The sequence below is a fragment of the Cystobacter fuscus genome (assembly GCF_044360685.1).
GTDB lineage: Bacteria > Myxococcota > Myxococcia > Myxococcales > Myxococcaceae > Cystobacter > Cystobacter fuscus_C.
Genome location: NZ_CP043491.1, coordinates 9,368,994 through 9,395,334, shown reverse-complemented (window position 1 = coordinate 9,395,334; position 26,341 = coordinate 9,368,994). Strand labels below are relative to the sequence as shown.

Annotated in this window: 21 protein-coding genes; 18 read left to right on the top strand and 3 right to left on the bottom strand. The window is 69.7% G+C overall.

Annotated features, from left to right (window positions below; all coding sequences use genetic code 11):
* Positions 1-64: 64 nt before the first annotated feature.
* On the bottom strand, positions 65-685 hold the full coding sequence (locus F0U63_RS38420) for a hypothetical protein (RefSeq protein ID WP_395838110.1): 621 nt from the start codon (positions 683-685) through the stop codon (positions 65-67).
* Between the two features lie 391 nt (positions 686-1,076).
* Between F0U63_RS38420 and F0U63_RS38415 the strand changes: the two genes are divergently transcribed.
* From F0U63_RS38415 to ftsA, 15 genes are all read left to right on the top strand, one after another.
* Positions 1,077-1,454, top strand: coding sequence for an STAS domain-containing protein (locus tag F0U63_RS38415; RefSeq protein ID WP_002626919.1), 378 nt, complete (start codon positions 1,077-1,079; stop codon positions 1,452-1,454).
* Positions 1,455-1,461: 7 nt separating this feature from the next.
* Entirely contained in the window at positions 1,462-2,370 is a 909-nt protein-coding gene (gene rsmH, locus F0U63_RS38410) for a 16S rRNA (cytosine(1402)-N(4))-methyltransferase RsmH (protein ID WP_395838108.1), read from the top strand.
* Entirely contained in the window at positions 2,367-2,768 is a 402-nt protein-coding gene (gene ftsL, locus F0U63_RS38405; RefSeq protein WP_395838106.1) for a cell division protein FtsL, read from the top strand. Before rsmH ends, ftsL begins: the two co-directional genes overlap by 4 nt.
* A 15-nt stretch (positions 2,769-2,783) precedes the next feature.
* Positions 2,784-4,790, top strand: coding sequence for a penicillin-binding protein (locus F0U63_RS38400; RefSeq protein WP_395838104.1), 2,007 nt, complete (start codon positions 2,784-2,786; stop codon positions 4,788-4,790).
* Between the two features lie 55 nt (positions 4,791-4,845).
* Positions 4,846-6,366 carry a UDP-N-acetylmuramoyl-L-alanyl-D-glutamate--2,6-diaminopimelate ligase gene (locus tag F0U63_RS38395; protein ID WP_395838102.1) on the top strand — a complete coding sequence of 507 codons (1,521 nt, stop codon included), beginning with the start codon at positions 4,846-4,848 and terminating at the stop codon, positions 6,364-6,366.
* Positions 6,367-6,395: 29 nt separating this feature from the next.
* Positions 6,396-7,793, top strand: a complete 1,398-nt coding sequence (gene murF, locus F0U63_RS38390; RefSeq protein WP_395838100.1) for a UDP-N-acetylmuramoyl-tripeptide--D-alanyl-D-alanine ligase — start codon at positions 6,396-6,398, stop codon at positions 7,791-7,793.
* 1 nt (position 7,794) lies between these two features.
* Positions 7,795-8,976 carry a phospho-N-acetylmuramoyl-pentapeptide-transferase gene (mraY, locus tag F0U63_RS38385; protein ID WP_395838098.1) on the top strand — a complete coding sequence of 394 codons (1,182 nt, stop codon included), beginning with the start codon at positions 7,795-7,797 and terminating at the stop codon, positions 8,974-8,976.
* A gap of 22 nt (positions 8,977-8,998) precedes the next feature.
* The gene (gene murD / locus F0U63_RS38380; RefSeq protein ID WP_395838096.1) at positions 8,999-10,375 is read left to right on the top strand and encodes a UDP-N-acetylmuramoyl-L-alanine--D-glutamate ligase; all 1,377 of its coding nucleotides are present in this window, start codon (positions 8,999-9,001) and stop codon (positions 10,373-10,375) included.
* Between the two features lie 4 nt (positions 10,376-10,379).
* Positions 10,380-11,552 (top strand): putative lipid II flippase FtsW, encoded by a 1,173-nt coding sequence (gene ftsW, locus F0U63_RS38375; RefSeq protein WP_395838094.1) that lies wholly within the window; start codon positions 10,380-10,382, stop codon positions 11,550-11,552.
* Positions 11,549-12,754 carry an undecaprenyldiphospho-muramoylpentapeptide beta-N-acetylglucosaminyltransferase gene (murG, locus tag F0U63_RS38370; RefSeq protein ID WP_395838092.1) on the top strand — a complete coding sequence of 402 codons (1,206 nt, stop codon included), beginning with the start codon at positions 11,549-11,551 and terminating at the stop codon, positions 12,752-12,754. The genes ftsW and murG overlap by 4 nt, the downstream gene beginning before the upstream one ends.
* A 15-nt stretch (positions 12,755-12,769) precedes the next feature.
* Positions 12,770-14,200: a UDP-N-acetylmuramate--L-alanine ligase gene (gene murC / locus F0U63_RS38365; protein WP_395838090.1), complete on the top strand. Its 1,431-nt coding sequence runs from the start codon at positions 12,770-12,772 to the stop codon at positions 14,198-14,200.
* A 4-nt stretch (positions 14,201-14,204) separates the two neighbouring features.
* Positions 14,205-15,137, top strand: a complete 933-nt coding sequence (murB, locus tag F0U63_RS38360; RefSeq protein WP_395838088.1) for a UDP-N-acetylmuramate dehydrogenase — start codon at positions 14,205-14,207, stop codon at positions 15,135-15,137.
* Positions 15,134-16,078 (top strand): D-alanine--D-alanine ligase, encoded by a 945-nt coding sequence (locus F0U63_RS38355; protein ID WP_395838086.1) that lies wholly within the window; start codon positions 15,134-15,136, stop codon positions 16,076-16,078. Before murB ends, F0U63_RS38355 begins: the two co-directional genes overlap by 4 nt.
* Positions 16,079-16,204: 126 nt before the next feature.
* Entirely contained in the window at positions 16,205-17,059 is an 855-nt protein-coding gene (locus F0U63_RS38350; RefSeq protein WP_395838084.1) for a cell division protein FtsQ/DivIB, read from the top strand.
* Positions 17,060-17,106: 47 nt separating this feature from the next.
* The gene (gene ftsA, locus F0U63_RS38345; RefSeq protein ID WP_071904728.1) at positions 17,107-18,339 is read left to right on the top strand and encodes a cell division protein FtsA; all 1,233 of its coding nucleotides are present in this window, start codon (positions 17,107-17,109) and stop codon (positions 18,337-18,339) included.
* Between the two features lie 12 nt (positions 18,340-18,351).
* Here the strand turns inward: ftsA and F0U63_RS38340 are convergent, their stop codons facing one another.
* Positions 18,352-22,479, bottom strand: a complete 4,128-nt coding sequence (locus F0U63_RS38340) for an ATP-binding protein (RefSeq protein ID WP_395838082.1) — start codon at positions 22,477-22,479, stop codon at positions 18,352-18,354.
* 503 nt (positions 22,480-22,982) lie between these two features.
* Between F0U63_RS38340 and ftsZ the strand changes: the two genes are divergently transcribed.
* Positions 22,983-24,197, top strand: coding sequence for a cell division protein FtsZ (ftsZ, locus tag F0U63_RS38335; protein WP_395838080.1), 1,215 nt, complete (start codon positions 22,983-22,985; stop codon positions 24,195-24,197).
* 4 nt (positions 24,198-24,201) lie between these two features.
* On the opposite strand, the gene F0U63_RS38330 is transcribed toward ftsZ, so the two are convergent.
* Positions 24,202-24,552, bottom strand: coding sequence for a hypothetical protein (locus tag F0U63_RS38330; protein WP_002626937.1), 351 nt, complete (start codon positions 24,550-24,552; stop codon positions 24,202-24,204).
* 149 nt (positions 24,553-24,701) lie between these two features.
* Between F0U63_RS38330 and F0U63_RS38325 the strand changes: the two genes are divergently transcribed.
* Together F0U63_RS38325 and F0U63_RS38320 are read left to right on the top strand one after the other, a co-directional pair.
* The gene (locus F0U63_RS38325) at positions 24,702-26,051 is read left to right on the top strand and encodes an acetyl/propionyl/methylcrotonyl-CoA carboxylase subunit alpha (protein ID WP_395838078.1); all 1,350 of its coding nucleotides are present in this window, start codon (positions 24,702-24,704) and stop codon (positions 26,049-26,051) included.
* 28 nt (positions 26,052-26,079) lie between these two features.
* Positions 26,080-26,328 (top strand): biotin/lipoyl-binding carrier protein, encoded by a 249-nt coding sequence (locus tag F0U63_RS38320; protein WP_395838076.1) that lies wholly within the window; start codon positions 26,080-26,082, stop codon positions 26,326-26,328.
* Positions 26,329-26,341 lie beyond the last annotated feature (13 nt).

Sequence of the window (26,341 nt, the reverse complement as noted above, 5' to 3'; positions counted from 1 at the left end):
AGAAGAGCCGAGCCTCCAAACTGACCGGCCCGGCTCCTGGCAACCCCGTGAAGCAGACGGGCGATCAGCCCCTGGGCAGGCGGCCCGCGGTCGTCGCGATGACTTCCTTGGAGTAGGTGAAGTTGTGGTTCGAGGTCTTGATGGTGCCGTCGACGACGAGCTCCACGTTGCCCGAGCGCTTCGAGGTGGCGGTGAGCTCCATGCTCAGGCGGACATCGGTGTCGATGAAGTCGGAGATCTCCCCCTCGATGGTGAGCTTGCCCTTCATGGCGATGTAGAACGCGCCGAACTTGATCTTCCCGTCGAGATCGAACCCGGCGACGACCGTGGTCGTCACCTCACCGTTGTACTCGTTCTCCCCGTCCTCGTTGCAGGCGTCGTAGCGGATGGTGTAGCTGAGCGCGCCCATCACCCAGGGGGTGGCATCCGCCTTCAGGGTCAGATGCACCTTGCCGCTCTCGGCGCAATCGGCGGAGACGGTGACGCTGAGGGCACCGCTGGACAGGGCCTGCTCGAGCAGGGCGTTCGCGGTCTTGGAGGCCTGGTTGCGGCCCACGGGCTGCGAGGCCTGGAACGCGGCCTGGGCCGCTCCTTCCTTGTCACCCCCGAGCTTCGCTCCCCCTCCACAAGCGGTGAGACCCAGGGCCACGGCGGAAACAGCCAACAGGCGAATCATGCGCGTCATGTGTACACCTTTCGCTTTCGAGCGATGTGCCTCACCCCCCGGCCAGGACGCGAGGCTCGAGCAGTCCTTCGTGGTGCTCGCGCGGCGCGTCATGCCAGAAGATTGACATTGGAGTCAATGCGACACGGACCTGTATACGCCTGTTGCATTTCTTGACCGGGTAGGAGGCCGCGCGTATTTTCCGCCGCCCGTGGACGACAGGCGTGCCCGTGCTCGACTCGCGAGGCCGTCTGGGGCTGCGCAGTCATTGCGGGCCCCCTCGGGGGTTGGACCAGGACGGGTGTGGGTGGACCGGTGCGGGTCACCGGATGGGATGCGTGTGTCCGAGGGGCCGCGCACGCGGGCGGGTTGAAATTTCGACGTGAGGCGGGAAAGCCGGGAAGGTGGCGACATGAACCAGGTAGCCGAAGCACAGGGCATCCGCGCGGTCTCCAGTGGCCGGGTGGAGACGCTCATGCTCGAGGGGGAGCTGCTGGAGAAGGACCTCGCCCGGTTGTGTGACGAGCTTGGCGGCCGCATGCAGCGCGGCCTGCGCAACGCCGTGCTCGACTTCAGCGAGGTGAGCCACCTGGACTACCGCGGCGTCAAGCCGCTCATCGCTCGCGCCGAGTCGTTCCGCAAGGCCGGTGGGGACATCAAGCTGTCGGGCCTGTCGCCCTACCTGTCCGCCATCTTCCGGGCCGCCGGAGCGCATGACCGGTTCGAATTCTATCCGCACATGAACGACGCCCGGGCCGCCTTCGCGCTCGCGCGGGCCCCGTTCGTCTAGGCGTCCCTTGGCTGACTTCGGGCACCAGACCGTTCTCTTGAAGGAGGCGGTGGACGTCCTCCAACCGGGAGCGGGCAGGGTGATCATCGACGGCACGCTGGGTGGGGGAGGGCATTCGCGCGAGCTGCTCGCGCGGGGCGCCACCGTGCTCGGCGTGGATCGGGATCCCGTGGCGCTCGAGGCGGCGCGCTCCCGGCTCGCGGGCCTGCCGGGCTTCGAGGCGCGGCAGGGCAACTTCGGCGAGCTGCTCCGGGTGGCCGCGGACGTGCTGCCGGTGGACGGCGTGCTGGTGGACCTGGGCGTGTCCTCGCCCCAGCTCGACGTGGCCGAGCGCGGCTTCTCCTTCCAGAAGGACGGGCCGCTGGACATGCGCATGGGCGATACGGGCCGCACCGCCGCCGAGTTCATCGCCGACGAGGACGAGGCGGTGCTCGTGCGGGTGCTGCGCGAGTACGGCGAGGAGTCCTTCGCCAAACCCATCGCCCGCGAGCTCAAGCGCGCGCTGCCCACGCGCACCCTGGAGGCGGCCGAGGCCGTCAAGCGCGCCGTGCCGCGCAAGGCCTGGCCGCAGAAGATCCACGTGGCCACCCGCACCTTCCAGGCGCTGCGCATGGCGGTCAACGAGGAACTGGAGTCGCTCGAGTCGCTGCTCGCCGCGCTGCCCCGCCTGCTCAAGGTGGGGGGCCGCGCCGCCGTCATCGCGTTCCACTCGCTCGAGGATCGCAAGGTGAAGGAGACCTTCCGGGACATGGTGGGGGGCTGCAAGTGCCCTCCCGGGCTCCCGGTGTGCGTCTGTGGTGGCCAGGGGGACTTCGCCCTGGTGACGCGCAAGGCGATCGCGCCCTCGGACGAGGAGATCGCCGCCAACCCCCGTGCCCGCAGCGCGCACCTGCGCGTGGTGGAGAAGATTCGATGATCCGCAGCCAGTCGTCCGTGTCCCGAGTCGGTCCCAATGGTGCGTCGGTGGGCAGGGTGCTCCTGCACCTGTTGCCCGCGGTGTTGCTCTTCGCGTTGTTCGCGGGCGTGGGCATCCTCCACGTGACGAGCCGCGTGCTGGTGGTGGACATGGGCTACCGGCTGTCCCGGGCGGAGGCCGAGGAGCGCGCGCTCACGCGGGAGAATGATCGGCTGAAGCTGGAGCTCGCCACGCTCAAGAATCCGGCGCGCCTGGAGAAGCTGGCGCGCGAGAAGCTCGGCATGTCCATGCCCGCCGGTCCGCTCGTCATGTCCCTGCCGGCGACCGGGGGTGGCAAGCGTCCCGTCCGGGTGGAAGCTCGCGACGCTCGGGGCGTGCGCGTGGCCGTGTCTCACTAGAGGGAGGGGCTCGTCGTGAAGGACTTCAAGACGGCACGGGTTCCAGAGTCCAATACGAAGTGGATGCGGCTGCGCGTGAAGCTGCTGGCCTCCTTCTTCGTGACCCTGCTGCTGGCCGCCTTCGGCCGTGCCGTGTTCCTGCAGGTGTTCGAGCGCGACAAGCTGCGCGGGCTCGCCCAGGATCAGTACGTGCGGCAGATCGAGATCCCCGCCCGGCGCGGAGACATCTTCGATCGGCGCGGCACGCCGTTCGCCCAGAGCGTGGAGGTGGACTCCATCTGGGTGGATCCCTCGATGTTGCCGGACGTGAAGCAGGCCGCGCGCGCCCTGGCCAAGGCGCTCAAGCTGGACACCGAGGACGTGCTCGGGCGGCTGACGCGGGGCCGGCGCTTCGCCTGGGTGAAGCGTCAGGTGACGCCCCGCGAGGTGGAGGCGGTCAAGGCCCTGGGGCTGCCGGGCTTCGGCTTCACCAAGGAGCCCAAGCGCTTCTACCCCCAGAAGGAGCTGGGCGCGCACGTGGTGGGCGTGGTGGGGCTGGATGGCCACGGCCTGGAGGGGCTGGAGCTGGCGTTCGAGAACGAGCTGTCCGGACAGAACTCGCGCCTGTCGGGCTTCCGGGACGCCAAGGGTCGCAAGCTGCTGGTCTCCGGGGCGCCGGACACCCTGGAGCGCCAGGGCGCCTCCGTCACGCTCACCCTGGATCGCCACCTGCAATACGTGGCCGAGAAGGCCCTGACGCGCGCGGTGGCCGAGGCCCAGGCCGTGGCGGGCATGGTCCTGGTGATGGATCCGGCGACGGGGGAGATCCTCGCCATGGCCAACGAGCCGCGCTTCAACCCCAACGTCCCCCAGCGCGAGGCGCGCTCGAGCATGCGCAACCGCGCCGCGCTCGACACCTTCGAGCCCGGCTCGACGATGAAGGCCTTCGTCGTCGCCAGCGCCCTGGAGCAGAAGGTCATCAAGCCGGACGACACCTTCTTCTGTGAGAACGGCTCCTGGCGCGTGGGCCGGCACACCATCCACGACACCCACGAGTATGGCTGGCTGACGCCCCAGCGGGTGCTCCAGGTGTCCTCCAACATCTGCTCGGCGAAGATCGCCCAGCTCCTGGGCCGCGAGCGCCTGGTGAAGAGCTTCCGGGACTTCGGCTTTGGCGAGCGCACGGGCCTGGCCCTGCCCGGCGAGGGAAAGGGCTCCATCCCCTTTCCCAAGGCCGAGGTGTCCCTGGCCACACAGTCCTTCGGCCAGGGCATGTCCGCCACGGCGGTGCAGATGATCGCCGCCTGGAGCGCGCTCGCCCACGGGGGAGTGCTCATGCGCCCCTACCTGGTGTCCAGGGTGGTGGACCCGGACGGGGTCGTCCTGCTGGAGAACCGGCCCACCGAGGTGCGGCGCATCGTGTCACCGCAGACGGCCCGTCAGGTCGTCTCCATGCTCGAGAGCGTAGTGGTCAAGGGAGGCACCGCCCCCAAGGCCGCCATGGAAGATTACCGGGTAGCGGGCAAGACGGGCACCGCCCAGAAGGTGGACCCCGTGGCCGGCGGGTACTCCGACAAACGGCTTGCTTCCTTCGTGGGCATGTTGCCTGCCGAAAATCCGCGCGTCGTCATCCTCGTGGTTGTGGACGAGCCGAAAACAGACGTGTACGGGGGAAACGTGGCCGCTCCCGCATTCAAGGAAATCGCTACCGCCGCCATGGCCCACCTGGCCGTGCCGCCCTCGCGCGAGGTACCGCTGCCGTCCACCGCCCTGCCGGTGGCGGTCGCCCAGCCCCCCGCCGCGAAGGAGGTGCCGGAGGGGCCCGTGGTGGAAGAGGTTGTCACCGAGAACGTGGAGCCAGGCTCCGTCCGCGTTCCGGATGTCATGGGTCAGGCAGGACGCGAGGCGGTGACGAAGCTGCTCTCCGCGGCCCTGGAGCCGCAATTGTCAGGTAGTGGACGCGTGGTAGCGCAGACTCCCGCCGCCGGTTCGCTGGTGGAGAAGGGTGCGCGGGTGACGCTGGAATTGGCGACGCGGCAATGAGGCCGCGCTCCCGGAACCCAGCCGTCGCGCTTGCAGTATTTGTGAAGGGGAAAAGATGAAGCTGACGGATGTCCTCGCAGGGTGTGGTGCCGAGCAGACCTCGGGCGGCCGGACCCCGGTCGACGTGACGGGGGTATCGCAGGACTCGCGCAAGGTGAAGCCGGGCGACCTGTTCGTCGCGGTGCCGGGTGCGAAGGAGGACGGCGCCCAGTACGTGGGCGAGGCGGTCTCCCGGGGGGCGGTGGCGGTGGTGTCGGAGAAGCCCCTGTCCTCGCAGGTGCCCTACTTCAAGGTGTCCAACGCCCGGAAGGCCCTGGCGCTCATCGCGGCCAACTTCTACGGCCGTCCCGCCGACCAGCTCACCCTGCTGGCCGTCACGGGCACCAACGGCAAGACGACGACGACCTTCCTCCTGGAGGCCATGGCCACCGCGGCCTACTCGTCCACCGGTGTCATCGGCACGCTCGGCTACAAGGTCGGCGGCCAGTTCCACGCCACCGCCAACACCACGCCCGAGCCCCTGGAGCTGCACCGCATCCTCCGCCAGATGGTGGACGCGGGGGTCGAGACGGTGGTGATGGAGGTGTCCAGCCACGCCCTCATCCAGGAGCGCGTGCACGGCCTGACCTTCAAGGCCGCCGCCTTCACCAACCTCACGCGAGATCACCTCGACTACCACAAGGACCTGGAGGAGTACTTCCAGGCCAAGCGCAAGCTCTTCCTGGAGAACCTGTCCCAGGGCGGCGTGGCGGTGGTCAACGGCGACGACACCTATGCCACTCGCATCTACAACGAGCTGCGCGGCCAGAAGCGCATGGCGTGGAAGTTCAGCCGCCAGGGCAACGGGGAGATCTCCTCCGCGGACGTGTCCTTCACGCTCCAGGGCATCAAGGGCGTGCTCAAGACGCCCGCGGGCGACATCCCGGTGAAGAGCCGGCTGCTCGGCGCGCACAACCTGGAGAATATCCTCGCGGCGGCGGGTCTGGCGCTCGGCGCGGGCTTCGCGCGGCGCAAGGACGTGCAGCTGGGCATCGAGCGCATGGGCGGCGTGCCCGGCCGCATGGAGCGCGTGGAGAACCACGGTCCGCAGGCCGGAGCGCCCGCGGTGCTGGTGGACTACGCGCACACGGATGACGCGCTCAAGCGCGCGCTGGAGGCGGCGCGCTCCATGGCCAAGGGCCGCGTCATCGCGGTGTTCGGCTGCGGGGGCGAGCGCGACGAGGGCAAGCGTCCGCTCATGGGCACCGCCGCGGCCGAGGGCGCGGACCTGTCCGTGGTGACGAGCGACAACCCGCGCAACGAGAACCCCGACGACATCATCGCCCAGGTGACCCCGGGCCTGGAGAAGGGCGGCCTGCGCCGCATCTCCGCGGGCAAGGCCAAGAGCGGTGAGAAGGGCTACCTCGTGGAGGCCGATCGCAAGACGGCCATCGAGACGGCCATCTCCCTCGCCAAGGAGGACGACGTGGTCCTCATCGCCGGCAAGGGGCACGAGACGTACCAGATCATCGGCACGGAGAAGCGCGCCTTCGATGACCGCGAAGTGGCGGCGCGGGCGCTGGCCATCCGGACCTGACGGAGCGCCGTTCAAGGGAGCCTCCCCTTATGGCCGTACGATTCTCGGATGAGCAGGTGGTGCGGGTGGCGCAAGCCACCCGGCGCGGCGGGCCGGCGGCTGACTTCCAGGCCGTCTGCACCGACACTCGGGCCCTCACGCCCGGGTGTCTCTTCGTGGCGCTCCAGGGTGAGCGCTTCGATGCGCATGACTTCCTCGCCCAGGCGGCCCAGGCGGGCGCGGCCGGGGCGGTGGTGAAGCGGGGCCGCACGCTGCCCACGCTTCCCGAGGGCTTCGTCCTGTACGAGGTGGAGGACACGCTGGCGGCGCTCGGTGCCCTGGGGCGCGCGCACCGCGAGCGCTTCCGGATTCCCGTGGGGGCCGTGGGGGGCTCCAACGGGAAGACGACCACCAAGGAGATGGTGGGCGCCATCCTGTCCACGCGCGGCCCCGCGCTGAAGACGGAGGGCAACCTCAACAACGAGATTGGTGTGCCCCTCACGCTGCTGCGGCTCGCCCCCGAGCACGTGGCGGCCGTGGTGGAGCTGGGGATGAACCAGCCGGGCGAGATGACGCGGCTGACGCGCGTGGCCCGGCCTGACGCGGCCCTGCTCACCGTGGTGCAGCCCGAGCACCTCGAGGGGCTGGGCAGCCTCGAGGGCGTGGCGGAGGCGGAGGGCGAGATGTTCCGCGAGCTGCCGCCTACCGCCGTCGCCGTGGTGAACCTGGACGACGCGCTCATTCCCGCCCAGGCGGCGCGTGGCCAGGCGAAGCAACTCACGTTCGGCCGGCACGCGGACGCGCAGGTGCGGCTGGTGTCGGTGGAGTCGCGTGGCCGCGAGGGGCTGACGCTGACGGTGCGCCACATGGGCCGGGACTGGCCGGTGCGGCTGGGGTTCGTGGGGGAGCACAACGCGCTCAACGCCACGGGCGCCTTCGCGCTGGCGGTGGCGCTGGGCTACTCGCCGGAGGAGTGCGTGAAGGGGCTGGAGTCCGCGCGGCCCTACGCGCGCCGGCTCAACGTGGTGGACGCGCCCCACGGCATCACCGTGGTGGACGACTGTTACAACGCCAACCCCGCGTCCATGGCGGCGGCGCTGGACACGCTGCGCTCGCTGGTGCCGCCGGGAGGACGGGCGGTGGCGGTGCTCGGCGACATGTTGGAGCTGGGGCCGGGCGAGGGCGAGGAGCACACGCGCCTGGGCGCGCTCGTGGGCGGCAAGGCCGAGCTGGTGGCGTTCTTCGGGCCGCGCTCGAGCCAGGGCCTGGCGGCGGCGGGCCTGGGGGAGCGCGCGGCGCATTTCACCGAGGTGGAGCCCCTGTTGGCGTGGCTCCAGCCGAGGCTCAAGTCAGGAGACGTGGTGTTGGTCAAGGCGAGCCGGGGCATGCGCTTGGAGCGCGTGGTGGCGGGTCTCACGGGCGCTTCCGTGACGGCGGGAGGCCACTGAAGTGCTGATTCTTCTCTACGAGTGGCTCAAGGACACGGACGCCGGGCGTCTGCTCAACTTCCTGCGCTACCCCACCTTCCGCATCGTCGCGGCGGGGGTGGCCTCGCTGCTGCTGGGCATGTTCGTGGGCCCCCGGCTCATCGCCGCGCTGCGGCTCAAGCAGCACGGGCAGAGCAACGTGCGCGAGGACACGCCGGACACGCACCAGAAGAAGAAGGGCACGCCCACCATGGGCGGCGCGCTCATCCTCTTGTGCATCGCGGTGGGCACCTTCGTCTTCGCGGACCTGCGCAGCCACGCGGTGTGGGCGGCGCTGGTGCTCACCCTCGGCTACGGCTTCATCGGCTTCCTGGACGACTGGCTCAAGCTGTCCAAGCGCAACTCCAAGGGACTCGCGGGCCGCTACAAGATGGTGTTGCAGACGGTGTTCTACCTCATCGCCGTCTTCGGCCTCATGTGCTCGTGGACGGGGCCGGACGGCTCCTTCTCCGGGCCCACGCTGCTGCTCGACACGAAGCTCACGCTGCCCTTCGTGCCCACGCACCGCTTCAACCCGGACTTCGGCTGGTTCTACGTGGTGTTCGCCTGGGTGGTCGTGGTGGGCACCTCCAACGCCGTCAACATCACCGACGGCCTGGACGGCCTGGCCATCATGCCCACCATCATCGCGGCCAGCGCCTTCGCGGTGCTCTGCTACGTGGCGGGCTCCTCCATCCGCCTGTCCAACGTGGAGACGGTGGACGGCGTGGCGCGGCTGGTGGCCGTCCCGCTGTGGCGCTACCTCGGCGTGCCCGAGGTGCCCGGCGGCGCGGAGCTGTCCGTCTTCTGCGCCAGCATCGTGGGCGCGGGCATCTCCTTCCTCTGGTTCAACGCCTACCCGGCCTCCGTCTTCATGGGCGACATCGGCTCGCTCGCGCTGGGTGGCGCGCTCGGCGGGCTGGCGATGCTGTCCAAGAACGAGGTCGTCTCCGCCATCATCCACGGGGTCTTCTTCGCGGAGATCCTCAGCGTGATGATCCAGGTGACGTCCTTCAAGCTCACCGGCAAGCGCGTCTTCAAGATGGCGCCCGTGCACCACCACTTCGAGCTCAAGGGCATGGCCGAGCCGAAGATCATCGTGCGCTTCTGGATCGTCGCCATCCTCTGTAGTGGCGTGGCCCTGTTGTCCATCAAGTTGCGTTAGGCGGTTGGAGGGAGTGGCGCGCATGACGCCCGACCTGAAGGACGCGAAGGTAGTCGTGTACGGGCTGGCCAAGAGTGGGCTGGCCGCCATCCGGTTGTTGACTCGGGCGGGCGCGCGGGTGACGGCGCTGGATGCGCGCAGCGCACAGGCGCTGGGAGACACGGCGCGCGAGCTCGAGGCCCAGGGCGTCACGCTCGTCACGAGCCCCCCTCCGCCGGGCCTGCTCGAAGCGCAGCGGCTGGTGGTGGTGAGCCCGGGCGTGCCCCTGGCCCTGCCGGAACTCCAGGCGGTGCGCGCCGCCGGAGTGCCCGTGTGGGGCGAGGTCGAGCTGGCCTCTCGCTTCCTCTCGCACGTGCCGCTGCTTGGCATCACCGGCACCAACGGCAAGAGCACTACCACGGCGCTCACCGGCGAGCTGTTCGCGCGCGGCGGCCGGCGCACCTTCGTGGGTGGCAACCTCGGGCGTCCGCTGAGCGAGGCCGCCCTGTCCCCGAGTGACTGGGACGCGCTGGTGGTGGAGCTGTCCAGCTTCCAGCTCGAGGGCATCGACACCCTGCGGCCCCAGGGCTCCGCCATCCTCAACCTCACGCCGGACCACCTCGACCGGTACGCGGACCACGCGGCCTATGGCGCGGCCAAGGCGCGCATCTTCAAGAACCAGGCGGCGGGTGACTTCGCCGTGGTGAACGCGGACGACGCGGACGTGATGCGGCTGGCCGAGGCCGCGCGGGTGCCCGTCTACGGCTTCAGCCTCACGGGGCGGCCCGTGGTGTCCGCGCCCGTGCTCGCGGGCCTGGCGGTGGCGCGCCCCGGGGGCTTCGGCTTCACGGGGGTGGGGGAGGCGGGCGAGTCCTTCACCCTCACCAACCGCGCGCTTCGCGGCGGCCACAACGCGCAGAACGCCATGGCGGCGGCGCTGCTGGCGCGGCTGGCCGGCGTGTCCCACGAGGGCGTGCAGGCCGGGCTGGACAGCTACCCCGGACTTCCCCACCGCCTGGAGAGCGTGCGCGTGCTCGGGGGCGTGGAGTGGGTGAACGACTCCAAGGCCACCAACGTGGACTCGGTGCTGGTGGCCCTGCGCGCCTTCAGCCGGGACGTGCTCCTCATCGCGGGCGGCAAGGGCAAGGGCGCTCCCTATGCCCCCATGGTGGAGGAGGGCCGCGGCAAGGTGAAGACGGTGCTCACCATCGGCCAGGACGCGGAGTTGCTCGCCCGAGCGTACGAGGGCGCGGCCACCGTCCATCCCTGCGGGACGCTGGCTCAAGCCGTCCGCCGAGCCAGGGAACTGGCGGTTCCGGGCGACACGGTTCTTTTGTCACCCGCATGTGCGTCGTACGATCAGTTCCAGAACTTCGAGCACCGGGGCGACACCTTCAAACGCCTGGTAGAGGAACTCTGAGCCCATGAAGGCCACCGCCGCCGTGTCGTCCACCGCCCCCGTGCGGTTCGACGCGTTGCTCTTGTGTGCCGTGCTGTCGCTCGTCTCGCTGGGTCTGGTGATGGTGTACTCGGCCAGCGCCGTCATGGCGCAGGACAAGCTGGGAGACAGCCTCTACTTCCTCCATCGCCACCTGCTGGCGGCGGGCATCGGGGTGGTGGCCATGGCGGTGGGGATGAAGGTGGGCTGGCGTCGGCTGGCACGGCTCGCCTACCCGCTGCTGCTGGTGACGCTGGTGCTGCTGGTGCTGGTGCTCATCCCGGGCATCGGCACCACGGTGGGTGGGGCGCGGCGGTGGATCCGCCTGCCGGGCTTCAGCCTCCAGCCGGCCGAGGTGGCCAAGTTCGCCTGGGTCGTCTACCTCTCCTACTCGCTGGCGAAGAAGCGCGAGAAGGTGGCCACCTTCTCCGTGGGCTTCCTCCCCCACCTGCTGTTGTGCGGCCTGCTGGTGGGCCTTTGTATGTTGCAACCGGACTTCGGTAGCTCCGTGTTGTTGGTGTTCCTGCTGTTCGCGCTGCTGTTCGCCGCGGGGACGAAGGTCAGCTACCTGGTGGGCTCGGTGCTCCTGGCGCTGCCCCTGGCCTACGCGGCCATCGCCACCAGCCCCTACCGCATGAAGCGCGTGCTGGCGTTCCTGGACCCGTGGGCCCACCGGCACGACATCGGCTACCAGGTGGCCGAGTCGCTCATGTCCATCGGCTCGGGGGGCCTCACGGGCCTGGGGCTGGGCGACGGGCGGCAGAAGCTCTTCTTCCTGCCCGAGGCCCACACCGACTTCATCTTCGCCATCATCGGCGAGGAGCTGGGCCTGCTGGGGGTAGGGGTGCTGGTGGGGCTGTACGCCATCATCATCTGGCGGGGCATCCGCGCGAGCCTCGCGGCCCCGGAGGCGTTCGGCACCTACCTGGGTCTGGGTCTCACCTCCATCATCGCCGTACAGGCCGCGGTGAACATGTGCGTGGCCATGGGCTTGCTGCCGACCAAGGGTCTGACACTCCCCTTCGTATCCTATGGAGGCTCGTCCCTGGTGGTGTTGATGGGGGGCGCCGGTGTATTGCTGTCCCTCAGCGCGAGCGCGCAGCCCGGCGGCGGCCGCACCCTGCGCTCCAGCGGCGACTTGAGGGAGGTGGCGGCGTGAAGGTGCTCATCGCGGGAGGCGGCACGGGAGGCCATCTCTACCCGGGCATCGCCCTGGCCGAGGAGGTCGTGACTCGGCACCACGCCAACCAGGTGGTGTTCGTCGGCACCACGCGCGGTCTGGAGGCCCGGGTCGTTCCCCGCGAGGGCTATCCCCTGGAGACCATCCAGGCGCGCGGCCTCAAGGGCAAGGGCCTGGTGGGACTCGTCAAGGGCCTGTTCGCCCTGCCCATGTCCTTCATCGAGTCCTTTCGCATCCTCCAGCGCCACAAGCCGGACGTGGTGGTGGGCGTGGGCGGCTACTCCAGCGGGCCGGTGGTGCTCGCGGCGGCCCTGCTCGGCATCCCCACGGCGGTGCAGGAGCAGAACGCGCTGCCGGGACTCACCAACAAGCTGCTCGGCAAGTTCGTGCGCGTCGTCTTCACCGCCTTCGAGGGCGCGAGCGCCTTCTTCCCCGCGGGCAAGGTGCAGCTCGTGGGCAACCCCATCCGCCGCAAGCTGATGGACAACTTCCTGCTCGCGCACGTGGCCCACGAGACCTTCGCGCTGCTCGTCTTCGGCGGCAGCCTCGGCGCCCGCGGCATCAACCAGCGCATGATCGACGCGCTGGACCACCTGGGTGACCTGAAGGGCCAGCTCCACATCGTCCACCAAACGGGCAAGAACGACCTGGAGACGGTGCGCCAGGGCTACGCGGCCAAGGGCTTCGACGCCGAGGTGGTGGAGTTCATCGACGACATGTCGAGCGCTTATGCCCGCGCCTCACTCGTCGTCTGCCGGGCGGGCGCCACCACGCTGGCCGAGCTCATGGTGGCCAAGAAGGCCAGCATCCTCATCCCCTTTCCCTTCGCCACCGACAACCACCAGGAAGTCAACGCCCAGGCGCTGGTGGCCTCGGGCGCCGCTCTCATGTATCGGGAGTCGGAGCTCACCGGGGAGAAGCTGGCCTCGGAGATCCGCCGCCTCAAGAACGAGCCGGAGCGGCTGCGTCAGATGGAGAAGAAGGCCGGCCTGATGGGCCGTCCCGAGGCCGCCAAGGAGCTGGCGGACGTGCTCGTGGACCTGATGGTGAAGAAGTACGGTCCCGATGGCCGCGCCGAGGCGCGCGGAGAGGATCCCCGCGCGAAGAAGCCGGGTGGTAGTAAGAAGCCGAAGCCGGAGGGGGGGAATTCATCGTCGGGTAGCAACGAAAAACAGGTCTGAGGAGACAATCACCCCGTGACGAACCACCGCTCCGTGAGGACCACGAGCCTCTTCAAGACCCGTCATGCCGCGCACGTGCACTTCGTGGGAGTCGGCGGCATCGGCATGAGCGGCATCGCCGAGGTGCTGCTCAACCTCGGCTACCGCGTGTCGGGCTCGGATCTCAAGGCCAGCGACATCACCCGCCGGCTCAGCCAACTGGGCGCCACGCTCTTCGAGGGCCACCGGGCGGAGAACCTCGTCCACGCGGACGTGGTCGTCATCTCCTCGGCGGTGCGCAAGGACAACCCCGAGGTCGTCAGCGCGCGCCAGCGCAAGATTCCCGTCATCCCCCGCGCGGAGATGCTCGCCGAGCTGATGCGGCTCAAGTACGCCGTCGCCGTCGCGGGCAGTCACGGCAAGACGACCACCACCTCCATGGTGGCCACGGTGCTCGCCGCCGCGGGCCTGGATCCCACGGCGGTGGTGGGTGGCAAGGTGAACGTGCTCGACTCCAACGCCAAGCTGGGCAAGAGCGAGCTGATGGTGGTGGAGGCCGACGAGAGCGACGGCAGCTTCCTGCACCTGCATCCGTCCATCACCATCGTCACCAACATCGATCCGGAGCACATGGATCACTACGGCACGCTGGACAACCTGAAGGATGCCTTCACGTCCTTCTGCAACCGCGTGCCCTTCTACGGCCTCAACGTCCTGTGCCTGGACAACCCCAACGTGCAGTCGCTGCTGCCGCGCATGGAGAAGCGCTTCGTCACCTACGGCAGCTCGCACATGGCGGACTACCGGCTGGAGGGCGTGCGGCTGGAGGGCTTCTCCACCCGCTTCGAGGCCTTCCGGCGCGATGAGCCGCTCGGGGAGTTCCGCGTGCGCATGGTGGGCGCGCACAACGCGCTCAACGCCCTGGCCGTCATCGCCGCGGCCGAGGAGATGGACGTGCCCCTGGACGTGGTGCGCGACGCGCTGGCCGAGTTCGGCGGCGTGCAGCGGCGCTTCACCGTGCGGGCCGAGGTGGCGGGCGTCACCATCGTGGACGACTACGGGCACCATCCCACCGAGGTGCAGGCCACGCTCGCGGGCGCCCGGCGCGCCTTTGGCCGTCGGCTCGTGGTGGCCTTCCAGCCCCACCGCTACACGCGCACGCACGACCTGTTCACCGACTTCGCCACCTCCTTCAACGACGCGGACGTGCTCTTCGTCTCCAGCGTCTACGCCGCGGGCGAGGAGCCCATCCCCGGCGCCACGGCGGATGCGCTCGTGGAGGCCATCCAGGCCCACGGCCACCGCGACGTCACCTTCGTGGAGAAGCGCACGGACCTGGCGCGGGCCCTGCTGCCGCGGCTGCGCGAGGGGGACCTGGTGCTCACCCTGGGCGCGGGCGACATCACCCAGGTGGGGCCGGAGCTCGCCGAGCTGCTCCGCCAACGCGGGCTGGGGAAGGGCGACTAGGCACATGGTGGCCGTTCTCTCCTCGTCCCTGCCCGAGCGGGTGGGGCGCCTGTCGGGCTGTGACGTGACGGCGGGAGCCCCGCTCGCGCCCCTCACCAGCGTGCGCGTGGGTGGCCCCGCCGAGGCGCTCGTCCGCCCGCGCTCGCCCGAGGCGCTGGTGGCGCTCTTGCGCCTGGTGCGCGAGGAGGGCGTGCCCCTCACGGTGCTGGGCGGGGGCGCCAACACGCTCGTGGGTGATGGGGGCATTCCCGGCGTCACCGTGAAGCTGCCGGGGGATCTCTTCCCCGAGCTGGCGGACGTGGGCGCCGAGGAGGGCCGGCTCACGCTGGGCGCGGGCGCGGCCATCGTGCGGCTGTGCAACGTGATGCGCGCGCAGGGCCTGGTGGGCGCGGAGTTCCTCGCGGGGATTCCCGGCACGCTCGGCGGCGCGGTGACGATGAACGCGGGCACCAAGAATGGCGAGTGCTTCCGCGTGGTGGAGGCCGTGGAGGTGGCCACCGCGGACGGGCTCGGGTGGCTCGCCAAGGCGGACATCCCCCATGGCTACCGCCACACCGAGCTGCCCCGGGGCGGCGTGGTGACGCGGGTGCGCTTCCTCCTGCGCAAGGGGGATCTCGAGGCGTCCAAGAAGGTCATGGACGAGGACCTCGCGTACCGCAAGCGCTCGCAGCCGCTCAGCCAGCCCAACTTCGGCAGCGTCTTCGCCAATCCGCCGGGCGACTTCGCCGGGCGGCTCATCGAGAGCGTGAATCTCAAGGGCCACATCATCGGCCGCGCGCAGGTGTCGCTCCTGCACGCCAACTGGATCGTCAACCTGGGCGGAGCGACCGCCCGCGACGTGTTCTCCCTGCTCACGCTCATGCAAGAGCGCGTGAAGCAGGAGCGGGGCGTCGTTCTTCAACCCGAAGTCAAGCGAGTGGGAGTCTTCCTGCCATGAGCACCCTGTCCAAGGATGAGCTGAAGCGGAAGCGGGTCGGTGTGTTGCTCGGGGGCCTGTCCTCCGAGCGCGAGGTGTCGCTGCGCTCCGGGGCCGCGGTGGCCAAGGCCCTCAGGGGGCTCGGCTACGACGTGGTGGAGATCGACGTGGGTAAGGACTTGCCCGCGCGGCTGGTGGCGGAGAAGGTGGAGGTGGCCTTCATCGCCCTCCACGGCCGCTACGGCGAGGACGGCTGCGTGCAGGGCCTGCTCGAGTGCATGTTCATCCCGTACACGGGCAGCGGCGTCATGGCCTCGTCCCTGGGCATGGACAAGGTCTTCGCCAAGCAGGTCTTCGTCGCCCACGGCATCCCCACGCCCGCCTACCGCTCCTTCACCGCGAAGGACGCGGCGCTCGCCGCCGTGGACTCGCTGCCCTTCTCCCTGCCCGTCGTCGTCAAGCCCTCGCGCGAGGGCAGCAGCGTGGGCGTCCACCTGTGCAAGACGCGCGAGGAGTACCTCGCCGCCGTGGAGGACGTCTCCCAGCGCGCCGGCTCCATCCTGGTGGAGCAGTACATCAAGGGCCGCGAGGTGCAGGGCGGCGTCCTGGATGACCAGGCCCTGGGCGTCATCGAGGTGGTGGCCGCGCGGGAGTTCTACGACTACGAGGCCAAGTACAAGTCCGGTGGCACCACGCAGTACCTCTTCCCCGCGCCCCTTCCTCCAGAGCAGTATGCCCGGGTGAACGAAGTCTGCCTCGCCGCCCATCGCGCCCTCGGCTGTAGTGGAGGCTCCCGCTCGGACGTCATCCTGCTTCCCTCGGGGGACGTCTTCCTGTTGGAGACCAACACGCTGCCGGGAATGACCGAGTCCAGCCTGCTGCCGAAGATCGCCGCGGGCAATGGCCTCGACTTCCCCGCGCTGTGTGAGCGGCTGTTGCAAGGGGCCTCTGTCAAGGCCTGAGTCCAGTCCTCATCGGTAGTGAACAAGACCGGCCTCCTCCTCGAGGAACGCCGGACTACAGCGACGTGTCTGTAGCCAAAAACTGGCGTGGAGATCCAACCGCGCGCAGCATGCGCCGGCGCAATCATGGCATTTGGCAAGAGCAAGAACCGGCGTCACCAGGACGTCGCCCAGAAGAAGGCGGCCATGGCGGGAGCCGTGCGCACGCATGGGCCCGGGCTGCTCAAGGCCATTGTCCTCACCGGTCTGACATGCGCCCTGGTCTGGGGCGGCATCGAGCTGCGGCGCTGGGCGCTCACCTCGCCCTTCTTCCTGCTCAAGGAGACGTCCTTCAGCGGGTTGCACCGGGCGCACCCGGGCGAGCTGCTCAAGCTGTCCGGGCTCACGGTGGGGCAGAACCTGTGGCGCCTGGACGTGGAAGCGCTCGAGCGCGCCATGGCCACCCACCCCTGGGTGCGCGACGTGCAGGTGCGGCGCCACTTCCCCGCCAGCGTGTCCGTGGACGTCACCGAGCACGTGCCCGCGGCGCTGGTGGTGCTCAACGATCTGTACCTGCTCAACGAGGAAGGCAAGCCCTTCAAGCGGCTGCAGCCCGAGGACGGGTTGGATCTGCCGCTCGTCACCGGGGTGGACCGGGAGGCCTACCTCGCCGACGAGGCGAAGGCGCACGAGAACCTGCTCGAGGCCCTGGCCATGGTGGCGGCGTATACGTCCGCGCGTACCGAGAAGAGCGAGCGCCTGAGCGAGGTGCGCGTCACGGAGGACGGGCTGGTGTTGGTGTTGTCGGATGGGACGCAGGTGCGGATGGGGGAGGGGGCGACGGAGGAGAAGCTCCAGCGGCTCGCGCGGGTGCGCGAGGGGCTCAAGGGCAAGGGGCTGTCCGCGGAGGTCATCCACCTGGACAACCGGGCGCGGCCCGGCTGGGTGGCGGTCAAGATTTCGAGTCCCGTCTCCGAGAGGAACGGGACGTCGGCGCAGTAGGGGCACGCGCCCCCCTTCACGAGAGTGGGGGGGCCTGGAGGGCAGTCATGGCGAAGCAGAAGTCCGGGGAGATCATCGTCGGCCTCGATATCGGCACGACGAAGATCTGCGCGATCGTCGGGGAGCTGACCGACAGCGGGATCGACATCATCGGTATCGGCACGCACCCGTCGAAGGGTCTGCGCAAGGGCGTGGTGGTCAACATCGAGGCGACCGTGTCCTCCATCCGCCGCGCGGTGGAGGAGGCCGAGTTGATGGCCGGAGCGGAGATCTCCCATGTGTACACGGGCATCGCCGGTGGCCACATCAAGGGCTTCAACTCGCAGGGCATCGTCGCGGTGAAGGACAAGGAGGTGCGCGAGGCGGACATCGCGCGCGTCATCGACGCCGCCAAGGCCGTGGCCATTCCGCTCGACCGCGAGGTCATCCACGTGCTGCCCCAGGAGTTCATCATCGATGACCAGGGCGGCATCAAGGAGCCCCTGGGCATGGCGGGCGTGCGGCTGGAGGCCAAGGTGCACATCGTCACCGGCGCCGTGTCCAGCGCGCAGAACATCGTCAAGTGCGCCAACCGCACGGGCCTCAACGTGGCGGACATCGTCCTGCAGCCGCTCGCCTCGGCCGAGGCGGTGCTGGGCGAGGACGAGAAGGAGCTGGGCGTGTGCCTCGTCGACATCGGCGGCGGCACCACCGACATCGCCATCTTCTCCGGCGGCTCCATCGTGCACACCGCCGTCATCGCCCTGGGCGGCAACAACCTGACGAGCGACATCGCCATCGGCCTGCGCACCCCGGCCCACGAGGCCGAGCGCATCAAGCAGAAGTTCGGCTGCGCCCTGGCCTCGCTCGTGGACAAGGACGAGACCATCGAGGTGCCCAGCGTGGGCGGCCGTCAGCCGCGCGTGCTCGGCCGGCAGATCCTCTGCGAGATTCTCGAGCCGCGCGTGGAGGAGATCTTCCAGCTCGTGCACCGGGAGATCCAGAAGTGCGGCTACGAGGATCTGCTCGCCTCGGGCGTGGTGATTACGGGTGGCTCCACGCTGCTGGCGGGCATGCCGGAACTGGCCGAGGAGGTCATCGGACTGCCGGTGCGCCGGGGCATGCCGCGCGGCATCGGCGGACTGGTGGACGTGGTGAAGAGCCCCATGTACGCCACCGGCGTGGGCCTGGTCGTCTATGGCGCCCGGCACCTGGACCGGAAGATGTTCCGCATCCGCGACGAGAACGTCTACAAGAAGGTCAAGGGCCGCATGCGCGAGTGGCTCGAGGACATCTTCTAGCAGCCCGCCCGCCTACCGCGCGCCGCGGGCCGGCTGCTGTTCGATGAACTTCTGCAGCCCGTCGATGTCCACGGGTTTGACGAAGTGCTGATCGAACCCCGCCTCCAACGCGCGGTGGCGATCGCTCGCCTGGCCATAGCCGGTGAGCGCCACGAGGGTGAGTTGCTGGCCGAGCGGCCCCGCGCGCAGCCGGCGTGCCACCTCGTAGCCGTCCATTCCCGGCAGTCCGATGTCGAGCAGGACGATGTCTGGGCGATGCTCCTCCACGGCCTGGAGCGCCGCGAGCCCGTCGTGGGCCTGCCAGACGGTGTGCTCCCAGGTTTGCAGCAGCTCGGCGAGCGTGTCGGCGGCATCCAGGTTGTCGTCCACCACGAGGATGCGCCGGGCACTCGAGGGCGGGGGTTCCACGCGCGTGTCCGGTGAGGGCCGTGGCGCGGTGGGCTCGTCGGCGAGCGGGAACCGGACGATGAACTCGCTGCCCTGGCCGAGTCCTTCGCTCCTGGCCTCGATGGTGCCGCCGTGCATCTCGACGAGGTTCTTCACCATCGTGAGCCCGATGCCCAGGCCTCCCTGGGAGCGATCCAGGGGGCGCTCCGCCTGTTCGAAGAGGTTGAACACGCGGTCGAGCATCTCCGGGGAGATGCCGATGCCGGTGTCCTTCACGCGGATTTCCGCGTCGGTGCCCGCGCGCTCCAGGCCCACGCGCAGGGTGCCCCCGGGCTCGGTGTACTTGGCGGCGTTGGTGAGCAGGTTGACGACGATCTGCTCGAGCCGGATGGCATCCCCGAAGGTGCGCAGGGGCTTGCGGGGCAGGGTGACGCTCACCTCGTGGCGCCGCTCGTCGAGCAGGGGCTGCGCGGATTGCAGGGCGCTCTCGATGATGGTGGGCAGCTCCACGAGCGTCTTGCGCAGCTCGATGTGTCCCCGGGTGATGCGCGACACGTCGAGCAGGTCGTCCACCAGCCGCGCGAGGTTCGTCGTCTGCCGCTCGATGATCTCGATGGCGTGGCGGCCCTTGTCGTCGAGGGCGGCGCGGGCCGCGAGCAGCTTGAGCGCGGCGTGGATGGGGGCCATGGGGTTGCGCAGCTCGTGGGCGAGCATCGCCAGGAACTCGTCCTTGCGGCGCTGGGCCTCCTGCAGTGCCGCCTCGGCCCGCTTCTGCTCGGTCAGATCCCGCGCCTCGAGCACGGTGCCCACGCGCTGGCCCTCGCGCAGCAGGGGGCTCGCCGCCAGGGCCACGGGCAGGGCGGTACCCGACGTGCGCACGAACAGATCCTCGTGCACGCCGCCCCGGGTTCCCGGTCCGGTGAGCAACCGCTCGAGGGTACACGCGCCGGTGCAGACCGCCGCCCCGGGCTGGGAGGGATGGAGGAGGTCATGGAGCCGCTGGCCCTGGATCTCGGCGAAGAGGTGGCCCGTCATCCGCTCGGCCGCGGGGTTCATATAGGTGCAGCGGCCCTCGCCATCCGTCATGTACAGGGCCGACGTGGTGTTCTCCGCGAGGGTGCGGGTCAACTGCCGCTGGTAGTGCTGGAGGGCCTCCTCGGCGGCCTTGCGCTCGGTGATGTCGAAGATGATGCCCTCGAGACAGTACGCCTGGCCGGCCTCGTCGTAGACGGCCCGCCCGACCTCCGAGACCCAGCGCGTGGTGCCTTCCGCGTGGCGCACGCGGTACTCCAACTCGTAGGGCTCGTGTTGCTCCACGGCCTGGGCGATGCGCGTCTCCACGGAGGAGAGATCCTCGGGGTGGATGAGGGGCGACCAGGTCAGTCCCGCGAGGAACTCGGAGGCGGAATGGCCCGTGAGGGCGCGCACCGGCTCGCTCATGAAGCTGAAGCGCCAGGGGGGCTCGGGCTGGCACTCGTACACGGCGCCGGGGACGTTGAGGACGAACGAGCGGAACTTCTCGCTCTTCAATGTTGCCCGCAGCCGTGACAGCTCCAGTTGCGTGCGCACGCGTGTGAGCAGCTCGCGCGCGCTGAAGGGCTTCACCAGGTAGTCGTCCGCGCCCTGGCTGAGGCCCTCCACGCGTGACTCCTCGCCCGCGCGCGCGGAGAGCAGGATGACGGGCAGCGTGCGGGTGCGCTCGCTCGCGCGCAGCTCTCGCAGCAGGCCGAAGCCATCGAGCCCGGGCATCATCGCGTCGGTGAGGATCAGCTCCGGGCGCCGCTCCCGCACGGCCTCGAGCGCCTGGAGTCCATCGGAGACGCTCTCCACGGAGTGACCCGCGCCGAGCAGCAACCCGGACACGTACTCGCGCATGTCCGGGGTGTCGTCGACCAGCAGGATACGGCCCTGGCCCTCCGTGGCCTCGGAGGGAGGCGTCTGCGGGCGGGGCAGCCCGCGCAGGGCCTCGTCCACGAAGGGCGCGGCGCTGGCGTCACTCGCGCGAGGCGCCGGGGCTTCTCCGAGACGCTCGGCGGGCAGGTGCGCGTGGCCGGTGGGGAGTATCACCGTGAAGCGCGTGCCCTGGCCCAGGGTGCTCGCCACGGAGAGGGTGCCGCCGTGCAGCTTCACCAGCTCCTGCACCAGCGCGAGCCCGATTCCACTGCCCTCCTGGGTGCGGCTGCGTGCCCCTTCCACCCGGTAGAAGCGCTCGAAGAGGTGGGGCAGGGCCTCGGCGGGGATGCCCGTGCCCGTGTCCTCCACCTCGAGCACGGCCCGGCCGTCGCCGGGCAGCAGCCTCACGGTGATGCCGCCCTCGAAGGTGAACTTGAAGGCATTGGAGAGCAGGTTGAGGACGATCTTCTCCCACGAGTCCCGGTCCACGTAGAGGGGCTCGGGCAGCGGGGGACAGTCGATCGTCAGCGAGAGGCCGGCCTGCTCGGTGGCGGAGAGGAAGGCGCTCGCGAGGCCCCGCGTGAGTCCGGAGAGGTCCGTGGGAGCGAAGCGGGCCTGGACGCGCCCGGCCTCGAGGCGGGAGAAGTCCAGCAGGGAGTTGACGAGCTTGAGCAGCCGCAGGGCGTTGCGGTGGAGCGTGTCGAGCCGCGCGTGCTGGGAGGGCGTCAAGGACCCGAGGACTCCCGAGCGCAGCTCCTCCAGGGGGCCCAGCATGAGCGTGAGGGGCGTGCGGAACTCGTGGCTCACGTTGCTGAAGAAGACGGTCTTCGCGCGGTCCAGCTCGGCGAGGGCCTCGGCGCGCCGGCGCTCTTCCTCGTAGGCGTGCACCCGGGCGATGGCGTGGGAGATGTGGCCGGCCACCTGGGCGAGGAAGCCGCGGTAGTTGTCGTCCAGCGGCAGCCGGGGGCTGGTGCCGGCGACGAGGAAGCCCGAGGGGTTCTTCTCGCCGGAGGGGCGGATGGGCAGCAGCAGGGCCTGGCGCGCCGGCTCGGGCCAGGGGCCTCCGGGGAGGGCTCTGGCCCAGGGTCCCAGCCGCGCGAGTTCCACCTCCTCGGCGCCGCTCCAGGCGCGTGTCAGGGGCCAGGGGGCCTCGAGCGCGTGCACCGCGAGGTGCCTGGGTGCCGCCTCGTTGGGCACGGTGCCGCCCAGTCCCGCGAGGGTGGCCGTCGTCCCCGCCGTGTCGAGCATGTACAGCAGGCAGAAGGGCACGTCGTGTGAAGCGGAGCCGAGGACGGACAGGGCCGCCGCGTAGGTGCCGGGGAGGGTGGTCTCCGCGGACGTGCGTGCCGACAGCTCGCGCAGCACGCTCAGGCGCCGCTCGCCCAGCACCTTCTGGGTCGTCTCGCTCACGGCGGTGAAGACGCCGCCCACCGCGCCGGACTCCACGCGGATGGGGCTATAGGAGAAGGTGAGGTAGGCCTCCTCGGCGAAGCCGTTGCGCTGGAAGATGATGAGCTGATCGTTGGACCAGGTGGCCTCGCCCCGGGCGAGCACGCCGCGCAACATGGGCTCGATGATGGTGCGCGTCTCCGGATCCCCCCACAACGCCCGCGACAGCCCGGGACTGCCGAGCGCCCCGGGGTGCTTGCGCCCGAGGATGGGGATATAGGCGTCGTTGTAGAGCGCGATGAGCTCCTCGCCCCAGCGGACGATCATGGGAAAGCGCGAGTCCAGGCAGATGCTCACCGCCGTCTTCAGGCTCTGGGGCCAGAGCTCGGGAGGACCGAGCGGGGTCCGGGTCCAATCGAAGGCGCGGATGCGCGCCCGCATCTCCCCCCCGCCAGTCAGTCCCTCTTGCACTCATTCACCTCATGGAGCATCTCGCGGTGCACCGCTCCTTATGCCCTGGAGCTCGTGGCCGCGCGCTCGAAAAGCCACGGCCCTGGCGCCGCTCTGTTGGGTTTCCTGTCGCGGCTGACGCGCTTCTCGGTTGTTCTCTTGCCGCATGGCCTCCACCTTCATGTAGAAGGGCCAGCGGAATCGGCCCGCGGTGGAATCCGCCTCACGGATGGAGGGTTCGGGCGTGCGCGCCGCGCGTGGCGAGTCCACGTTCATGGACTACGGCGGTGCATGGTGAACAGTGCCGCGTGCTCCAGAATGCCCGTGGCGCGAGTCAAGAGGTGTGATGCTCCCACCACGTCGCACGGCTGCTCTGGTGGGGGCTTTCGCGTAAGTGCCTGTGACGACTTGGCGATGCGACGGGGCGCTACATGTTCGTAGCTCAGAACTTGCCAAAGATCGCGACTTGCTGAAGATGGTGTTTGCAGGTGCGCGCGCGGGCACGCGCGAACAGAAGGAAACTCATGGACCAGTTCGAGCAGAACAAGCAGGCCGCCAAGATTCGCGTCATCGGCGTGGGGGGCGCTGGATGCAACGCGGTCAATACGATGATCATGGCGAAGCTTGAGCGTGTCGACTTCATCGCCGCCAACACCGATGTCCAGGCACTGGCGGCGAGCAAGGCACCGACGCGGTTGCAGCTCGGACAGACGTTGACGAAGGGCCTGGGCGCGGGCGCCAACCCGGAGATGGGCCGTGAGGCCGCGCTCGAGTCGCGCGATCAGATCGCCGCGATGATCGAGGGCGCGGACATGGTGTTCGTCACCGCCGGCATGGGTGGTGGCACGGGCACGGGCGCGGCGCCCATCATCGCGGACATCGCCAAGAGCCTGGGCTGCCTCACCGTGGGCGTGGTGACCAAGCCCTTCCTCTTCGAGGGCAACAAGCGCCGCAAGCAGGCGGAGCAGGGGCTCGTGGAGCTCAAGGCCGCGGTGGACACGCTCATCACCATCCCCAACCAGCGCCTGCTCACGCTGAGCACCGCGCCCATGCCGCTGCTGGAGACCTTCAAGCGCGCCGACGAGGTGCTCCTCAACGCCGTGCAGGGCATCTCCGACCTCATCCAGTACCACGGCTACATCAACGTGGACTTCGCCGACGTGAAGACCATCATGAGCGACAAGGGTCTGGCGCTCATGGGCACCGGCCAGGCCACCGGCGACAAGCGCGCGCTCAACGCCATGCAGCAGGCCATCTCCAGCCCGCTGCTCGAGGACATCTCCATCGACGGCGCCACCGGCCTGCTCATCAACATCACCGGCGGACGCGAGATGACCCTCCAGGAGGTCAACGAGGCGCTCACGCTGGTGCACGACGCGGCCGATCCGGACGCGGAGATCATCTTCGGCTCGCTCATCGACGAGAACATCTCGGACGAGGTGAAGATCACCATCATCGCCACGGGCTTCGTCTCGCGCGACACCAAGGTGCGCCAGCCGGCGCCGGTGGTGCAGGTGCCCGTCACCACGCGCCCCGCGCCCGCCACGCTCTCCTCCGCCCGCGAGGAAGTGGCGAGCCTGGTGCCCGCGAAGGCCGGCTCGCGCACGCTGGCCCAGGCCGAGGGCCGCTCGCTGGCCAGCCGCACCGCGGTGGTGAAGGACGCGGCCCTGCCCCTGGACGAGGATCAGTTCGACATCCCGACGTTCCTGCGCCGTCAGGGTCAGACCGAGATGCCGTGAGCGGCTAGCGGCCGGGAAGGCGGGCCACGCTCGCCGCCCGGTGGTGCCGGCCAGAGAGCGCATCGCTGCGCGCGAGCAGGGTGTCCAGCTCGCGGTAGTGCTCGTCGATGCGCTCGGGCAGCCGCGGCGCGGGGACCACTCCGTCGCCGGAGAGCTGCTCCAGCAGTCCGTGGGCGCGTTGCAGCAGTTGGTGTGCCCGGAGCAGGGCCCGGCCCGCGCGCGTACCCTGCGGCGAGAAGAGGGTTCCTCCCTCGTAGAGCGCCTCGACGGCGGCGCGGTTGGTGCGAAGGCGCTCGGTCACCCGGGCCCGGTACATCTCCAAGCGCCGCTCGAGGCGCGCGCCCTGGAGATCCACCACTCTTCCTGTCGTGGTTGGCGTCACGGCGAGAAACCTACGCCATTTACCTACATGCCCGCAACTTCCCGACAACGGGTGCGTTGTCTCCTTGTCAGCCCGGAATGCGGGGTCTACCTTGCCCGACCTCACGCAGGGGGACGCCCGCCATGTTCAAGAAGCTGCTCATCGCCAATCGGGGTGAGATTGCCCGACGCATCAACGCGGTGGCCAAGGGGATGGGGATTCGCACCGTGGCCGTGTATTCGGACGCGGACGCGGAGTTGCCTTTCGTGCGCGAGGCGGACGAGGCGGTGCGCCTGGGACCGGCGCCCGCGCGCGACAGCTATCTGAACATCCCGGCGCTGCTCGCGGCGGCGAAGAGCACGGGAGCGGACGCGGTGCATCCCGGCTACGGCTTCGTGTCGGAGAGCGCCGAGTTCGCCAGCGCGTGCCAGGCCGCCGGCATCACCTTCGTGGGTCCTCCGCCCGAGGCGATGCTGCGCATGAAGGACAAGAGCCAGGCGCGCAAGCTCGTGGCCGCCGCGGGCGTGCCCGTGGTGCCCGGGACCGAGGACGTGCTGCCGGACGTGGAGGCCGCGCAACGGGCCGCCGAGCGCATCGGCTACCCGGTGCTGTGCAAGGCCGCGGGCGGTGGTGGTGGCATCGGCATGGCCGCGGCGAACTCTCCCGCCGAGTTGGAGAAGGTCTTCCGTCAGTGCACGGACCGGGCGAAGGCCGCCTTCGGCCGAGAGGGTGTCTACATCGAGCGCTACTTCCCGGCGCCGCGCCACATCGAGGTGCAGATCCTCGGGGACCATCACGGCCACCTCATCCATGGGCTGGAGCGCGAGTGCTCCATCCAGCGCCGGCACCAGAAGGTGGTGGAGGAGGCGCCCTCGCCGCTGTTCGCGGACGGGCGCAACGCGGCGCTGGCCGACAAGCTGTTCACGGCGGCGCTCACCGCGGCGCGGGCCTTCGGCTACGCCAATGCCGGCACGGTGGAGTTCCTCTACTCGGACGGGGACATCTACTTCATCGAGATGAACGCGCGGCTCCAGGTGGAGCACCCGGTGACGGAGCTGACCACGGGGTTGGATCTCATCGGGTGGCAGCTGCGCATCGCGGCGGGCGAGCGGCTCACGGTGAAGCAGGAGGACGTGAAGCGGCGCGGGGCGGCGCTCGAGTTCCGCATCTACGCGGAGGATCCGGTGAAGTTCCTGCCCTCGCCGGGGCCGCTCAAGGTGTACCAGCCGCCCACGGGCGAGGGCGTGCGCCTGGACTCGGGCTACGTCGAGGGCAACACCGTCACGCCGAACTACGATCCGATGATCGCCAAGCTCATCGTCTCCGGGGCCACGCGCGCCGAGGCCATCGAGCGCTCCATCCAGGCGCTGGAGGGCTACCGTATCGAGGGCATCAAGACGAACATCCCCCTGCACCTGCGCATCCTGCGCGACCCGGTCTTCCGCGCGGGAGACCTGAACACGCGCTTCCTGGAGCAGCACGCGAAGCCGTAGCCCGCGGCGGGGCGGAGCCTTTCAACACGTGGAAGACACGCAGCACTCCAGAAGGAGCACAGCGATGGCGGACGTGGCGGCGCACATCACCGGGACGGTGTGGAAGATCGAGGTCAAGGTCGGGCAGCAGGTCTCCGCGGGAGACACGCTCGTCATCCTCGAGTCCATGAAGATGGAAATGCCGGTGGAGGCGGAGGAAGGCGGGACGGTGAAGGAGATCCGGTGCAAGGAGTCCCAGCCCGTCAACGAGGGCGATGTCCTCGTGGTGCTCGGGTAGGCGGGGCGCAGCG